12 protein-coding genes are annotated in these 14593 nt (G+C 68.1%); 7 read left to right on the top strand and 5 right to left on the bottom strand.

The annotated features are described in order from the left end of the window. Positions 1–47 precede the first annotated feature (47 nt). Positions 48–266, bottom strand: coding sequence for a cation transporter (locus BN3560_RS13935; protein WP_087189829.1), 219 nt, complete (start codon positions 264–266; stop codon positions 48–50). Between the two features lie 47 nt (positions 267–313). Then, entirely contained in the window at positions 314–712 is a 399-nt protein-coding gene (locus tag BN3560_RS13940; protein WP_172623292.1) for an ArsR/SmtB family transcription factor, read from the bottom strand. A 692-nt stretch (positions 713–1404) separates the two neighbouring features. Between BN3560_RS13940 and BN3560_RS13945 the strand changes: the two genes are divergently transcribed. Next, the gene (locus tag BN3560_RS13945; RefSeq protein WP_096228508.1) at positions 1405–2187 is read left to right on the top strand and encodes an ATP-binding protein; all 783 of its coding nucleotides are present in this window, start codon (positions 1405–1407) and stop codon (positions 2185–2187) included. A 59-nt stretch (positions 2188–2246) separates the two neighbouring features. Here the strand turns inward: BN3560_RS13945 and BN3560_RS13950 are convergent, their stop codons facing one another. Continuing rightward, positions 2247–2807, bottom strand: a complete 561-nt coding sequence (locus BN3560_RS13950; RefSeq protein ID WP_096228509.1) for a DUF308 domain-containing protein — start codon at positions 2805–2807, stop codon at positions 2247–2249. 206 nt (positions 2808–3013) lie between these two features. Between BN3560_RS13950 and BN3560_RS13955 the strand changes: the two genes are divergently transcribed. Continuing rightward, complete coding sequence (locus BN3560_RS13955) at positions 3014–3394, top strand: metal-sensing transcriptional repressor (RefSeq protein ID WP_241555802.1); 381 nt, start codon at positions 3014–3016, stop codon at positions 3392–3394. Between the two features lie 113 nt (positions 3395–3507). After that, the gene (locus BN3560_RS13960; protein WP_269456921.1) at positions 3508–6114 is read left to right on the top strand and encodes a heavy metal translocating P-type ATPase; all 2607 of its coding nucleotides are present in this window, start codon (positions 3508–3510) and stop codon (positions 6112–6114) included. Between the two features lie 6 nt (positions 6115–6120). Here BN3560_RS13960 and BN3560_RS13965 read toward each other — a convergent pair whose 3' ends face one another. Next, a complete protein-coding gene (locus tag BN3560_RS13965) occupies positions 6121–7248 on the bottom strand; it encodes a pyridoxal phosphate-dependent aminotransferase (RefSeq protein WP_087189824.1) in 1128 nt (375 codons plus the stop codon). Positions 7249–7455: 207 nt separating this feature from the next. Between BN3560_RS13965 and dinB the strand changes: the two genes are divergently transcribed. Further along, positions 7456–8811 carry a DNA polymerase IV gene (dinB, locus tag BN3560_RS13970; protein WP_096228511.1) on the top strand — a complete coding sequence of 452 codons (1356 nt, stop codon included), beginning with the start codon at positions 7456–7458 and terminating at the stop codon, positions 8809–8811. A 71-nt stretch (positions 8812–8882) separates the two neighbouring features. On the opposite strand, the gene BN3560_RS13975 is transcribed toward dinB, so the two are convergent. Beyond that, on the bottom strand, positions 8883–9755 hold the full coding sequence (locus tag BN3560_RS13975; protein WP_096228512.1) for a DegV family protein: 873 nt from the start codon (positions 9753–9755) through the stop codon (positions 8883–8885). A gap of 256 nt (positions 9756–10011) precedes the next feature. On the opposite strand from BN3560_RS13975, the gene ileS reads away from it, so the two are divergent. The 3 genes from ileS to BN3560_RS13990 are packed head-to-tail and all read left to right on the top strand — an operon-like array spanning position 10012 to position 14518. Continuing rightward, positions 10012–12873 (top strand): isoleucine--tRNA ligase, encoded by a 2862-nt coding sequence (gene ileS, locus BN3560_RS13980; RefSeq protein WP_096228513.1) that lies wholly within the window; start codon positions 10012–10014, stop codon positions 12871–12873. Next, positions 12870–13487: a signal peptidase II gene (gene lspA / locus BN3560_RS13985; RefSeq protein WP_172623293.1), complete on the top strand. Its 618-nt coding sequence runs from the start codon at positions 12870–12872 to the stop codon at positions 13485–13487. Before ileS ends, lspA begins: the two co-directional genes overlap by 4 nt. After that, positions 13484–14518 (top strand): RluA family pseudouridine synthase, encoded by a 1035-nt coding sequence (locus tag BN3560_RS13990; protein ID WP_096228514.1) that lies wholly within the window; start codon positions 13484–13486, stop codon positions 14516–14518. Before lspA ends, BN3560_RS13990 begins: the two co-directional genes overlap by 4 nt. Positions 14519–14593 lie beyond the last annotated feature (75 nt).

Below are 14593 nucleotides of genomic sequence, written 5' to 3' on the forward strand. Positions count from 1 at the left end.
ATCCGTTCGCGTTCTTGCAGGGCGACGCTTCAATTGTCAGCGGGCGGTTAGCGCAGGATGACGCAATCCGGCTCGATCTTGCGGCACGCGCGCTCGGCCTCGTCGAGCACCGCTTCGAAGCGGTCGTCGTCGGCTTCCAACACGAGCTTCTGCGTCATGAAGCTGACCGTGGCGCTTTTCACGCCGTCGATGTTCGAGATGGCGTTCTCCATCTTGGCCGCGCAGTTCGCGCAGTCGAGGTCCTGGAGCTTGAATGCTTTGCGCATGGGGGGTTCCTTTCGGTAGGGGCGTTCGTCGGGTTGTTCGTCGTTCGCTATTCGCAGATGTGGGTCATGCCCTGGGCGAGCATGGTGTACACGTGGTCGTCGGACAGCGAGTAGATGACGTTCTTGCCGTCGCGCTGGAACTTGACGAGGCGGGCCTGCTTGAGCGTGCGCAGCTGGTGCGACACGGCGCTCTGCGTGGCGCCGACGAGCTCGGCGATGTCGGCCACGCACCGCTCCGTTCCCATGAGGGCGTAGAGGATCTTGATGCGCGTCGTGTCGCCGAACACCTTGAACAGGTCGGCCAGGTCGTAGAGCAGTTCCTCGTCGGGCAACGATTCGGGCGGCTGGTCGGGCGAGGGATGCTCCGCGCTGCCGCACGCGCACCGGTGGTCGTGCTCGGCCGCCGGTGCGACCGTTCCGTGCTCTTCGTTTCTCGTAGATACCATTTCAACCTCTTAACATATGATCAACTGTTCATAAGTATACGAACCAGAAGGGAGCTGTCAAGGGGTTCGGCAGACTTTCTCCCGGCCAGCGAAAAAACGAATCGTCCGGAAGACGGCGGAAGGGGTCGGGGGGAGGGAGATATGGAAGGGCGCTGGAAAAACGGCAGCCGAAGGGCGAGAGGCAAGGTTGCGGAAAAGACGCGCAAAAAAGAAAAAAGAGGGGGCACCGCTCATGGCAGGGGCCGCGGGTCGCCGGGATAGCGAACGAATGTTTCACGTGAAACATTTAGGATGACGGGGCCCGACGGTGCGAGCGCAGGGGGACAGCCAGATCACTGGGGCGTCGTGTTATTGCAGAAACGCAGGGGAAGTGCCTGCGAGGGAGTAAGCGAGCAGGGGAATGGAAAAGAGAAAAGAGGAGATGCGGAAACCGAGAGAGTTCTGCGGAACTGCCGAGTTGCCGAGCTGAGGGGCCGCGGCGCTGCAGGGCCGCTAAACCGCGGGAGGGGCTGCACAACCGTTTTTTCGTTCGCGAAAAAACGGTTGTGGTAGGGGATGTTGTAAATACAACGGAAGCGGGGAGGATGGGATGGTAGGCTTGCTCCGACGGGAACAGGTCCGGGTGCTGACGGCGGTTCGCATGATGCAGATCGGGCGCTCGGCGCGAGCGAGGGAGAACGGAGGAGGCGGAGATGATCCGTACGATCGTGGAGATAGACGAGGTTGCCTGCAACGGATGCGGGCTGTGCGTAGACGCATGCCATGAGGGGGCGATAGGGCTGGTGGGCGGCAAGGCGAGGCTCCTGCGCGACGATTACTGCGACGGGCTGGGCGACTGCCTGCCGGCATGCCCGGCCGGGGCCATCTCGTTCGTGCAGCGCGAGGCGGAACCCTACGACGAGCAGGCGGTGCTCGCGGCGAAGGGGGCGGCGCCAGGAGCCTCTGCCGCGTCGCTGGAGCATGCGGGCGAGGCGCCCGAGCCTGTCGCAGCGACGCGGCACGCGGGCGGCTGCCCGGGATCGCTCTCGAGGTTCTTCGCGGCGGAGGATTCGTCTGCCGTGTCGGCGGGGGCCGACGCTTCCGCCGATGCCGACGCCCTCGGCGCTCCGCCGAAGTCACGGTTGGCGCAGTGGCCGGTGGAGATCAAGCTCGTGCCCACGCAGGCGCCGTATTTCGCGGGCGCGCACGTGCTCGTGGCAGCCGACTGCACGGCGTTCGCCCATGCGGACTTCCATCGCCGTTTCATGGACGGCAAGACTACGGTCATCGGCTGTCCCAAGCTCGACGCGGTCGACTACACGGGCAAGCTGGCCGAGATATTCGCCTCCAACGACGTGGCCTCGGTCACGGTCGCGCGCATGGAGGTTCCCTGCTGCGGCGGGCTCGAGCAGGCGGCCCGGACGGCGCTCGCGCGCAGCGGAAAGGACGTGCCTTTCGCGGTGGCCACGATATCGACGCGCGGCGAGCTGCTCTAGGAACCGCCGATCCGACCCACGCGGGTTAGGAGAAGGGCGGGGTCTCTGCCCGCCCTTCGCTACGCCTCGGCCTCGACTTTCAGCTTGCCGTGCTCGCGGTGCAGCTTGAAGGGGTAGAGGATGAGCTCGATGCCCAGCACGATGAGATGGTGCTCGATGTTGGCAAACGGGTTCAGTATGAGCAGCACCGACAGCACGAACTGCAGCACGCAGAACGCGAGCGCTACGGCGAAGGGACGCTTGTGCCTGATGTCGGAGAAGATGCCGTCGAACGTGCGCGCGGCTTTCTGCAGGCCCAAGAGGCCCCATACGATGCCGATAAAAACGGTGGAGTTCGCCCCATGCACGATGATGACCAGGCCGAGGACGCACAGCACGATGGCCGAGCCCAGGCTCTCGCGGCCCGCGTCCGCGTCGCGCTCGCGTGCGACGGCCACGATGCTGCCGATGGCCGAGACCACCATCGGCACGCCCAGGTACCACGGAAGCGCCTCCTCGGCAAGGGAGGGGAACAGCAGGCAGCTCACGCCCGCCACGGGCACCAGCAGCATGGAGATCACGGCAACCTGCACGCTTATCCTGCTGTCCTTCACGTCTTTGACGGACGAGACGGTGGTCATGGGGTTCCTCCTCGATCGTTTTTTAGCAGGCAATTCTATCATTCATGCAGCTTCGCGCGGCCGGCTCATGGCAAATGAGACGTGAAATCATGCGCGATGTTGGCAAACCGTCGGGGGACAGGCTCTTGACAATACCCCTAAGGGGTATATACTGACCGCACGTGAGATACCCACAAGGGGTATTTGGCAAGCAGAGAGGACAAGCCATGGCGCAAGGCGGCCCGTTGGTGGACGGAAATACGGGGACGGCCGGCAAACCGAAGGCGGCGGAGAGCGGCTCACGCGACGGGACGGCCTGCCCATGCCGTCACAAGGACACGCCCCGCAGCGAGGAGCTGCAGGCCGACCTGCAAAAACGCCTCAACCGGGTGATCGGGCAGCTGGGCGGGGTGAAGGCCATGCTCGACGACAACCGCTACTGCGGCGACGTGCTCGTGCAGCTGGCCGCGGCCGAGAGCGCCGTGCGCAGCATTTCGAGCAGGCTTCTGCAGAACCACCTGGAGACGTGCGTGGTCGAGCAGATACAGCGCGGCAACGTGGAGGTAGTCGACGAGGTCATGCAGCTCATGAGGAAGTTCTCGCGCTGACCGCGCCGCGGCGCGGCCTGCGCCGGAAGGCCGGCGCGCAATGCGCGGTTCGGCGAGAGATGAAGGCAGACGGCGCGGCCTGCAAGGGCCGCGCGGAACAGGAGGCGGAAGCCTTGAAGCAGACATTCGACGTGACCGGCATGACGTGCGCGGCGTGCTCGGCGCGCGTGGAGAAGGCCGTGCGCGCCGTGGGCGGCGTATCCGACGTTGCCGTGAACCTGCTGAAAAACAGCATGGAGGTGGACTCCGACGGCGCGCCCGAGACGCTCTCGGCCGTGGTCGCGGCCGTGGAGAAAGCCGGCTACGGCGCCTTGCCGCGCCAGGCCAAGGGCGCGGGCCCTGCGTGCGGCGTCCAGGCGGGAGCCCCCTCGCCGATGGGCGCGGCGGCTGCGGAGGCCAAGCAGGTAAGGCAGCGGCTCGTCGTGTCGTTCGCGTTCACCATCCCGCTGTTCTATATCTCCATGGGCCATATGTTCGGCTGGCCGCTGCCGGGGTTCCTGCTGGGCGAGCGGAACATCATGGCGTTCGGCCTCACTCAGCTTCTGCTGCTCGCGCCCGTGGTGTTCGTGAACTTCAAGTTCTTCCGCGTGGGCTTCAAGACGCTCTTCCGCGGCGCGCCCAACATGGACTCGCTCATCGCGCTCGGCTCCACGGCGGCCACGGTGTACGGCGTGTACGCGCTGTACCGCATTGCCTACGCGCTCGGCGCGGGCGATGTGCACGGGGCGCATGCGGCCGGCATGGACCTGTACTTCGAGAGCGCGGCCATGATCCTCACGCTCATCACGCTGGGCAAGTACTTCGAGGCGCGCGCGAAGGGCCGCACGACCGATGCCATCGCCACGCTCATGGACCTGGCGCCCAAGACGGCCGTGCGCGTCTCCGCCGACGGCACCCAGGAGCAGATCCTGGCCGACGACGTGCGCGAGGGCGACGTGCTGGCGGTGCGCGCGGGCGAGGGCGTGCCGGTGGACGGCGTGGTGGTGGACGGCGCGGCGTCGGTGGACGAATCGGCCATCACCGGCGAGTCGGTGCCAGTCGACAAGGCGCCCGGCGACCCGGTGACGGGAGCCACGGTGAGCCGCACGGGCTACTTCACCATGCGCGCCACGCGCGTGGGCGACGACACCACGCTCGCCGGCATCATCCGCCTCGTGGACGAGGCCACCAGCTCCAAGGCGCCCATCGAGAAGATAGCCGACCGCATCAGCGGCGTGTTCGTGCCCGTGGTCATCGTCATCGCGCTGGCCGCGTTCGCCGTATGGATGGTGCTGGGAGCGGGGTTGGAGACAGCCCTGTCGCACGCCATCTCGGTGCTCGTGATATCGTGTCCCTGCGCGCTGGGGCTCGCCACGCCCACGGCCATCATGGTGGGCACCGGCCGCGGCGCGAAGAGCGGCATCCTGGTGAAGTCAGCCGAGGCGCTGGAGGGCGCCCACGACGTGCGCACCGTCGTGCTCGACAAGACCGGCACCGTGACCGAGGGCGCCCCGAGCGTGACCGACGTGATAACCGCGCCCGGCGTGCCCGAGGGACGCCTGCTGGCGACGGCGCTGGCCGTGGAGCATCTGAGCGAGCACCCGCTCGCCCGCGCCGTGTGCGGCTTCGCGCAGGCACGCGGGACGGCGGCGGACGCCCGCATCGAGGGCTTCATGCAGGTGCCCGGCGAGGGCCTTTCCGCCACCGTGGACGGCGCGGCCGTGCTGGCCGGCAACCTGCGCATGATGGAGGCGCGCGGCGTGGACGCAGGCGAGATGGGCGCGCGGGCGCGGCGCTTGGCCGACGACGGCAAGACGCCGCTGTTCTTCGCTGCGGACGGCAGGCTGCTGGGCGTGATCGCCGTGGCCGACACGGTGAAGCCCACGAGCCGCGCCGCCGTGGCCGAGCTTTCGGCCATGGGCATCCGCACCGTGATGCTCACCGGCGACAACGAGCGCACGGCCGCCGCCATCCAGCGCGAGGTGGGCGCGGACGAGGTGATAGCCGGCGTGCTGCCCGAGGGCAAGGAGCGCGAGATCCGCCGCCTGGCCCAGGGCGGACGCGTAGCCATGGTGGGGGACGGCATCAACGACGCGCCCGCGCTCGCCCGCGCCGACATCGGCATCGCCATAGGCGCCGGCACCGACGTTGCCATCGAGAGCGCCGACGTCGTGCTCATGAGAAGCGACCTCATGGACGTGCCGGCGGCCATCCAGCTGTCGCGCGCCACCCTGCGCAACATCAAGCAGAACCTGTTCTGGGCGCTCGTCTACAACGCCGTGTGCATCCCGGTGGCGGCCGGTGCGCTGGCCTTCGCGGGCGTGAACCTGAACCCGATGATCGCCGCGGCTGCCATGTCGTTGAGCTCGGTGTGCGTGGTGTCGAACGCGCTGCGGTTGCGCGGGTGGCAGCCACGGTTCACGGCGGCCGCGCCGCCCGCCGCTCGACCGTCGACGCTCGCAGCGGGCGAGGAGAGCGGTGGTAAGGAAATCGAAGGGGGCGCCGCGGCGCCCGCGGGAAAGGAGATCGTCATGGAAAAGGTACTGCATGTCGAGGGCATGATGTGCCAGCACTGCGTTGCGCGCGTGAAGAAGGCCCTCGAGGCCGTGGACGGCGTAAAAGAGGCCGTCGTGGACCTCGACGCGAAGACCGCCGTCGCGAGGCTCGCGCGCGAGGTGGACGATGCGACCCTGAAGGCCGCCGTGGAGGAGCAGGACTACGAGGTAACGGGCGTGGAGTAACCTCTCCTAGCACCCCGTGATGATCTCGCGCAGGGCGGCGATGAGCTTCTCGTTGTCCTCGCGGGTGCGCACGGCCACGCAGAAGTACTTGCCGTTGGCGAGCCCCGGCGTGCCCTGCAGCTTGCGGATGAGGAAACCGGCCAGCTGCAGGCGCGCCGCCAGCTCCTCGGTGCTCGCCACGCCCAGGTTCAAATCGGGGCCGTGGTCGAAGGCGCACATGACGTAGTTCGCCTCGGCGGGGAAGATGTCGATGCCCGGCACCAGGCTCAGCATGCACTGCATCCACGGGATCTCGGAATCCAGGAACTCGCGCGTGCGTTCCAGGTGCTCGCGCTCGGCCAGCGCCAGCTCGCCCAGCACCTCGGCGAACATGGGCACCCCCGAGCTGTCGTAGAAGCGGGCGATCTGCGCGATGGTGTCGGGGTGCGCCACGCAGTAGCTGATGGGGATGCCCGGCATGGCGTACGGCTCGCAGAGCGAGCGCACCACCACGAGGTTGCGGTGCTCCTTCACCAGGCCCACCATGCTCTCGCCGCCGAGCGTGAGCTCGATGGAGCGCTCGTCCACCACGACCCAGGTGCATGCGTCCAGGTAGGCCAGCAACGTGGGCAGGGGCAGCAGACGGCTCGTGGGGTAGCCGGGGTTCGCCAGCACCGCGGCGTCGAACGACACGCCGTGGCGCGCGGCCGCGGCAGGGTCGGGCATGACGAAGCCGGCGGGGCTTGCGATCTCCACCACGCGATGCCCGGCGTTGCCTGCCGCCAGCGCGTACTCCACCGGGCCCGGCACGGCCACGCCCACGGTGCAGGGCTGGTAGGTCTGCGCGACGGCGCGCACCATGTCGCCGACGGTCGAGCCCACCAGGAACGACTCCACGGGCAGGCCGTGCTGGCGCGCCAGCACGCTGCGCAGCGTGTGCGCCTCGCGGTCGGGGGAGTAGTTCAACTCGCCGGCTGCGAGGGCAGCCTGCATGGCGCGGATGAACGAGGGGGGCGTGCCCAGCGGGTTGGCCGTTCCCGAGAAGTCTATCCAGTTCATCTCGGTGCGCAACTCGTAGGGAGGGGAGAGCAGCTGCTCGGGCAGGGCGGTCACCGCGGCTCGCACGCCGGGCGTCGCATCGCATCCGTTCGACATGTCGTCTCTCCTTCCCATCTCTTCCCGATACGGTCCGCTGCGGGCTTGAGGGGAATCTGGGGGACGTTTCAGCAGGTGGCAGATTCGAGCGCGGCCGTGTATGTCAAGTTCCCCGCCCGCGCGATCGGGCGCGGAGGTTGCGGGGGAATGATAATCCTAGCACATGTTCCCAACGGCCGCGTGCGGCATGGTAGACTAATTCGCGCAATGAAGGAAGAATTCCCGCAGACCGCCGCGCCCGCACCGGGCGACCGCCCCTCCCGCCCGCGGGCGGGGGAAGCCCCGGCGCGCCCGCTGCCGCTCGAGCCGTGGGAGGGGCCGGCCATCCTGCTGGTAGACCTGGACGCGTTCTTCGCCTCGGTCGAGCAGCTGGACCATCCCGCCTGGCGCGGCAAGCCCGTCATCGTGGGCGGCGACGCGGACAAGCACGGCGTGGTGTCCACCGCCTCCTACGAGGCGCGGCCCTACGGGGTGAGAAGCGCCATGCCCTCGTCGACGGCGCGCCGCCTGTGCCCCGACGCCGTCTGGACGCACGGACGCTTCGACCGCTACCGCGAGGTGTCCAACGCCATCATGGCCATCCTGCGCTCCGAGACGCCGCACGTGCAGCAGGTGAGCATCGACGAGGCGTTCCTGGACGTCACGCCTACCGCGGTGAACCGCGAGCACCCGGTGCGCGTGGCCCAGCGCATCCAGCGGCGCGTGGAGGAGCTGGGGGTGACGTGCTCCATCGGCGCGGGGACCTCCAAGACCATCGCGAAGATCGCCTCGGACATGGACAAGCCGCGCGGCCTCACCGTGGTCTACCCCGGCAGCGAGCGCGACTTTTTGGCGCCGTTGCCCGTGCGAGCGATGAGCGGCATCGGCGCGTCGGCCGAGGAGAAGCTGAGATCGCGCGGCATCCGCACGCTCGGGCAGCTTGCCGACGCCGACCTGCGCATGCTCGAGCGCGTGTTCGGCAAGCTGGGGCGCGTTATGCACGTGAGGGCGAACGGCGGCGACGACGCGCCGGTGGAGCAGGACGACGCCGTGAAGTCGGTTTCCAACGAGATGACGTTCGCGACGGACCTCACCCGCCGAGAGGACGTGGAGGCCGCCATCGCCACGATGGCCGCGAAGGTGGGGCGCCGCCTTCGCCGCAAGGGCCTGCGCGGCCGCACGCTCGCCCTGCGCGTGAAGTTCGACGACCTGAGCGTGCGCTCGGTGCAGCGCCAGCTGCCGCAGCCGAGCGACGACGAGCTGGCCTACACGCCGCTGCTCTACGCCATGGTCGACGAGGTGTGGCGCCCCGGCACGCCGCTGCGCCTCATCGGCGTGGGCATGAGCGGCTTCGCGGAGGAGGGCGCCGTGCAGGAGAGCCTCTTCGACGTGGCCGAGGCGGCGCCGTCCGCCGACGACGTGGAGCCCGTCGTGCGCGACGAGCGCAAGCGCCGCGGCCTCATCGAGGCCACCGACCTCGTGAAGGACCGCTTCGGCGAGGCCGCCGTCCGCTTCGGCCACGAGCTGCGCAACGAGGGGAACACCACCGGCTCGTCCAGCAAGAACCCGGCGGATTACAAGTAAGAGAAGCGTCGCAGGTTGATTCCGTCAAAGCGAAGCCGGCCTCCCGGCAGATTGAATCAGGTGGAGAGCGTCTAGCGCTTGTCGGCCAGGAAGAACAGGGCCATCGTGCCCGGGCCGGAATGGGCGCCGATGACGGGGTCGACGTAGTTGATGACCACTTCCTTCACGCCGAAGCGCTCCTTCACCTGGTCGGCCACGTACTCGGCCTCTTCCAGGCAGTCGCCGTGCGTGATGAACACCATCTGCTGGTCGATGGGCTGGACGGCGCTCTTCTCCATGTGGTCCACGAGCGCGTTCAGCGACTTCTTGCGGCCGCGCACCTTCTCGAGCGGGATGAGATGCCCTTCGTCGTCCACGTGCATGACCGGCTTGATGTTGAGCATGGTGCCCGCCCAGGCCGCCGTCTTCGACACGCGCCCGCCGCGGAACAGGAACATGAGGTCGTCCACGGTGAACCAGTGGGCCAGGTGCAGCTTGTTCTCCTCCACCCAGTCGCGCACCTCCCCGATGGAGGCGCCGGCGCGGGCGCGCTGCACGGCATGCCACACGAGCAGGCCCTCGCCGCCGGAAGCCGCCAGCGTGTCCACCGCGCACAGCGTGCGCTCCGGGAACTCCGCCGCCAGGTCGCGCATCAGGAGCTCGGTGGCCTCGAACGTCCCGGAAAGGCCGCTCGAGAAACCCAGGTACAGGATGTCGCGCCCTTGCTCCAGGAGGCCGCGCATGAGCGCCTCGGACTCGGCCAGGTTCGGCAGCGACGTGGTGATGACCTTGCCCTCGCGCATCATGGTGTAGAACTGCTTGAGGTCGGTGTGCTGGCCCTTGAGGTAGCTCTGGTACTCCTCGCCGTCCACCATGAAGGTGAGGGGCAGGACGTGCAGGCCGAAGTCGTCGATCATCTCCTCGACGAGGTTGCTGCTTGAATCGGTGACGATCTCAAAATCCATTTCGTTCCTCCGATGTGCGGGGCCGCCGCGAAAGGGCGCCGTGGTTACCTTCTAAAGTATACCTATTTCCCTGCAATTTCTTGTGTCGCATTTTTGAAATGTGGCCAAGGCGAGGGGAATATGCCCTTGGCGCGCGTGCAATCCGCGCGCAATCGCCTATACTATAGCGGTTTGTATCGAATGTTGAATCCGCGGGGCCCGGCGGCTCGGCCGCCGCCCCGCGCAGCGCATGCTTGAAGGAAAGGTACGGCACCCCGTGGCGAACAGTTACAAGGAAACGATGAACCTGCCCAAGACCGACTTCGCGATGCGGGCGAACCTGCCCGAGAACGAGCCGAAGCGCCTCGCGAAGTGGGAGGAAGAGCGCATCTACGAGCGCGTGCTGGAGAAGAACAAGGACGGCAAGCCCTTCATCCTGCACGACGGCCCCCCGTACGCCAACGGCCCCATCCACATCGGCCATGCCTTCAACAAGATCCTCAAGGACTTCGTGAACAAGTCCCATGCGCAGCGCGGCTTCTTCACGCCGTACGTGCCGGGCTGGGACTGCCACGGCCAGCCCATCGAGCACATGGTGGAGAAGACCCTCGGGCCCGAGAAGATGGCGAAGATCGACCAGCCCACGCTGCGCCGCCTGTGCCGCGAGTGGGCCGAGAAGTACGTCGACGTGCAGCGCGAGGGCTTCAAGCGCCTCGGCGTGAACGGCGACTGGGAGCACCCCTACCTCACGTTCACTCCGAACTACGAGGCGGGCAACGTCGAGGTGTTCAAGAAGATGTACCTGGACGGCTCGGTGTACCGCGGCCGCAAGCCCATCCACTGGTGCAAGCGCTGCCACACCGCGCTCGCCGAGGCCGAGATCGAGTACTCCGACGAGACGTCGCCGTCCATCTTCGTGAAGTTCAAGATGGACCTCATGCCCGGCATGTTCGAGGCCGCGGGTGCTGTGGGCGACGCCTTCGTGCTCATCTGGACCACCACGCCCTGGACGCTGCCGGCGAACACGGCCGTGTCGCTGGCCCCCGACGCCGACTACGTCATGGTGGTCGCCGACGGCTCCAACATGATCATGGCGCGCGAGCTGGTGGAGCAGGTGGCCGAGATCGCGGGCTGGGAGTCCTACGACCTCGTGCGCGGCGCCGACGGCGAGCCCGTCGCGCTCAAGGGCCGCGAGTTCACGGGACTGACCTACACGTGCCCCATCCGCCAGGACCTCAAGGGCACCGTCATCTACGGCGACCACGTCACGCTCGACTCGGGCACGGGCGCGGTGCACACCGCCCCCGGCCACGGCCAGGACGACTACCTGGTGGCGCTGGAGTTCGACGTGCCGCTGCTCATGCCGGTGGACGACAACGGCGTGCTCACCGACGAGGCGGGCCCCTTCGCGGGCCTCGACGTGGACGAGGCGAACCCGGCCATCATCGAGTGGCTGCGCGAGCGCGGCACGCTCGTGGCCCAGAAGGAGATCCTGCACAGTTACCCGCACTGCTGGCGCTGCCACGAGCCGGTCATCTTCCGCGCCACCGACCAGTGGTTCGTGTCCATGGACAAGAACTCGCTGCGCGAGGACGCCCTCGACGCCATCGACCACAAGGTGGAGTGGATCCCCGCGTGGGCGAAGAACCGCATCGGGTCCATGGTGGCCGACCGCCCCGACTGGTGCATCTCGCGCCAGCGCTCATGGGGCGTGCCCATCCCCGTGTTCAAGTGCGCCAAGTGCGGCAACACGGTGGCCACCGCCGAGACGTTCGACGCGGTGATCGACCTGTTCTACCGCGAGGGCGCCGACGCGTGGTTCACGCACGAGCCGTCCGACTACCTGCCGCGCGGCGTGAAGTGCGAGACCTGCGGCTGCTCCGAGCTCGTCCCCGAGAAGGACATCCTCGACGTGTGGTGGGAGAGCGGCGTGTCGCACACCTCCGTGCTGAAGCACCGCGAGGCCGAGGGCCTGCGCTTCCCGGCCGACATGTACCTCGAAGGCTCCGACCAGCATCGCGGCTGGTTCCAGTCGTCCCTGCTCACCAGCATGGGCGCCTACGGCGTGCCGCCGTACAAGTCCGTCATGCACTGCGGATTCACGATGGACGCCGAGGGCAAGAAGATGTCGAAGTCGGCCGGAAACGGCGTCGACCCGGCGGACGTCATGGCGAAGAGCGGCGCCGACGTGCTGCGCCTGTGGGTGGCCAGCGTCGATTACTCCCAGGACGTGAACATCGGCGACGAGATCCTCGAGCGCACGAGCGAGGCGTACCGCCGCATCCGCAACACGATGCGCTTCCTGCTGGGCAGCTTGAGCGACTTCGACGACTTGAAGCATACGGTCACCGACTGGAATGCGCTTGAACCCGTCGACCAGTGGGCCATGGTGCGCCTGTGGCACCTGCTCGTCGACGTGGAGCGCGCCTACGACGAATACAAGTTCCATGTGGTGTACCGCGCGGTGTACGACTACATCGTGGGCGACCTCTCGGCCGTGTACATGGACGCGACGAAGGACCGCGTGTACTCCGAGGCGCCCGACTCGCCGCGCCGCCGCGCCGCGCAGACCGTGCTCATGAACATCGTCGAGGTGCTCGTGCGCGTCCTCGCGCCGGTGCTGTCGTTCACCACTGACGAGGTGTGGGAGCACTATCCCGAGGCCATCCGCTCGCGCGAGGGACGTCCCGGAAACGTGCAGCTGGCCGGCTGGCCCGAGAAGTCCGACTTCGCGCCCTCGCTGCCGGACGATGCGGACGCCGAGCGCATCGCCGAGGACTTCGGCATCATCCTCGGGGTGCGCGAGATCGCGACGAAGGCGCTCGAGGACGCGCGCGGCCAGAAGGTCGTCAACAAGAGCCAGGAGGCCGATGTGACCGTGACGGCCCCGCGCTCGGTGCTCGACCACGTGGAGCGCTACGACGCCGCCGTGTTCGAGGAGCTGTTCATCGTGGCGTCCGTGTCGTTCGTCGAAGGCGAGGAACTCTCGGCCGAGGTGCGCAAGACGACCGCCGAGAAGTGCCCGCGCTGCTGGAACTACCGCGCGCTCGGCGGCAACCCGAGCCATCCGGATGTGTGCGAGCGCTGCGGCGACGTGCTCGACGCCATCGGCTACGAGGAAGCGGGGTCGGACGCTTGAGCGAGGAAAAGCGCGGGTTGGGCGTGAGCGCCGAGGGCGGGGACGCCGCCCTCGGGCGGGCTGCACGGCTGCGCGACACGCTCGTGTTCGGCGCGGTGGCCCTGGCGTGGCTCGCGCTCGACACGCTCACGAAAGGCTACTTCAACGGCTCCTTCGCCGTGGGCGAGGTGGCCGGCGGCCCCTTCCTCGGGCTCGTGCGCTTCCGCCTCGTGCACAACACGGGTGCGGCGTGGGGCATGTTCGGCGACTCGACGTTCTTGCTGGGCGTGGTGTCCATCGCGGTATGCCTCGTGCTCGTGGCGTACCTGTTCTTCCTGTCGCCCCGTCCGGGGATGCTGGAGGTCGTGGGCGTGGCGCTCGTGGTGGCGGGCGGGCTGGGCAACGCGTTCGACCGTTTCACGCTGGGCTACGTGGTGGACTTCATCGAGCCCGTGTTCATAGACTTCCCGGTGTTCAACGTGGCCGACATAGGCGTGACATGCGGGTTCGTGCTGTTCGTGGCAGGGATGATCCTGGCGTACCGCCGCGCCGACCGCGAGGCCGCGGCGCTGGCCGAGGGCTCCGTGGGGCCGCAGGCGCCCGGGGACGGCGGGGAAGGGCCGGGGGAGCGATGACGCGCTCGCTCTGCCACATCGTGGGCGCGGCCGATGCCGGCGCTCGCCTGGACGCGCTCATGGCCGAGCGCGGACTGTACCCCAGCCGCAGCGCCGCCGCGCGCGCCATCGAGGAGGGCGCCGTGTTCGTGAACGGCGCGAACGTGGCCAAGAAGCACGCCGTGGCGGCCGGCGACACCGTCGTGTACGAGGCGCCCGAGGAGGCCGCCCCCCGCGCGCTGGAGGGGGAGCCCATCGACCTGGACATCCGCTTCGAAGACGAGCACCTCCTGGTGCTGTCGAAACAGGTGGGCCTCGTGTGCCACCCCTCGGTCGACCACTACGACGGCACGCTGGTGAACGCGCTCGTCCACCACTGCGGGGCCGCCAACCTGTGCAACGTGCAGGGCGAGGACGACCGCCTGGGCATCGTGCACCGCCTCGACCGCGATACGAGCGGCCTCATGCTGGCCGCCAAGACCGACGAGGCGGGCTACGCGCTCATGGAGGACATCCGCGCCCGCGCCGTCGACCGGCGCTACCTGGCGCTCGTCCACGGCGTCATCCCGCACGACACCGGCATGGTGGACGCGCCCATCGCCCGCGCCGAGAAGGAGCGCACGCGCATGGCCGTGCGCGACGTGCCCTCGGCCCGCGACGCGGTGACGACGTTCCGCGTGCTGGAGCGCTTCGAGCACGGGCCGCGCGACGACGGCTACACGCTCATCGACTGCAAGCTGTTCACGGGCCGCACGCACCAGATCCGCGTGCATATGGAGTACGCGAAGCACCCGCTGGCAGGGGAGCCGGTCTACCGCTCCCGCGCCCCCAAGGATCCGACTGCCGACCTGGGGCTCGAGCGCCAGTTCCTGCATTCGTTCCAGCTGGCGTTCACCCATCCCGCCACGGGGGAGGAGCTCTCGTTCGCCGACAACCTGCCCGCCGACCTGCAAGCCGCCCTCGATTCCCTGGCCGACCGCAGCCGCGGCCGCACCGAGGCCGGCAGGGAGGTCTTCGAGCTGTTGAGGGACGCGCCGCACCCGAGGCTGTAAGACAAGGTGAGACAAGGGGACGGGGTTAATGTCTCATTCCGCAAAGCCTGAGGATCGCGTCAACCGCACGAGAAT

Source organism: Gordonibacter urolithinfaciens, from assembly GCF_900199375.1.
GTDB classification, from domain to species: domain Bacteria; phylum Actinomycetota; class Coriobacteriia; order Coriobacteriales; family Eggerthellaceae; genus Gordonibacter; species Gordonibacter urolithinfaciens.

Excerpts from the sequence above, each read along its gene's own strand:
- BN3560_RS13945 (WP_096228508.1), top strand. The coding sequence starts at position 1,405 with ATGATCCGTACGATCGTGGAGATAGACGAGGTTGCCTGCAACGGATGC.
- BN3560_RS13955 (WP_241555802.1), top strand. The coding sequence starts at position 3,014 with ATGGCGCAAGGCGGCCCGTTGGTGGACGGAAATACGGGGACGGCCGGC.
- BN3560_RS13990 (WP_096228514.1), top strand. The coding sequence starts at position 13,484 with ATGACGCGCTCGCTCTGCCACATCGTGGGCGCGGCCGATGCCGGCGCT.
- BN3560_RS13965 (WP_087189824.1), bottom strand. The coding sequence starts at position 7,248 with ATGTCGAACGGATGCGATGCGACGCCCGGCGTGCGAGCCGCGGTGACC.
- BN3560_RS13950 (WP_096228509.1), bottom strand. The coding sequence starts at position 2,807 with ATGACCACCGTCTCGTCCGTCAAAGACGTGAAGGACAGCAGGATAAGC.
- BN3560_RS13940 (WP_172623292.1), bottom strand. The coding sequence starts at position 712 with ATGGTATCTACGAGAAACGAAGAGCACGGAACGGTCGCACCGGCGGCC.
- dinB (WP_096228511.1), top strand. The coding sequence starts at position 7,456 with ATGAAGGAAGAATTCCCGCAGACCGCCGCGCCCGCACCGGGCGACCGC.
- BN3560_RS13975 (WP_096228512.1), bottom strand. The coding sequence starts at position 9,755 with ATGGATTTTGAGATCGTCACCGATTCAAGCAGCAACCTCGTCGAGGAG.
- BN3560_RS13935 (WP_087189829.1), bottom strand. The coding sequence starts at position 266 with ATGCGCAAAGCATTCAAGCTCCAGGACCTCGACTGCGCGAACTGCGCG.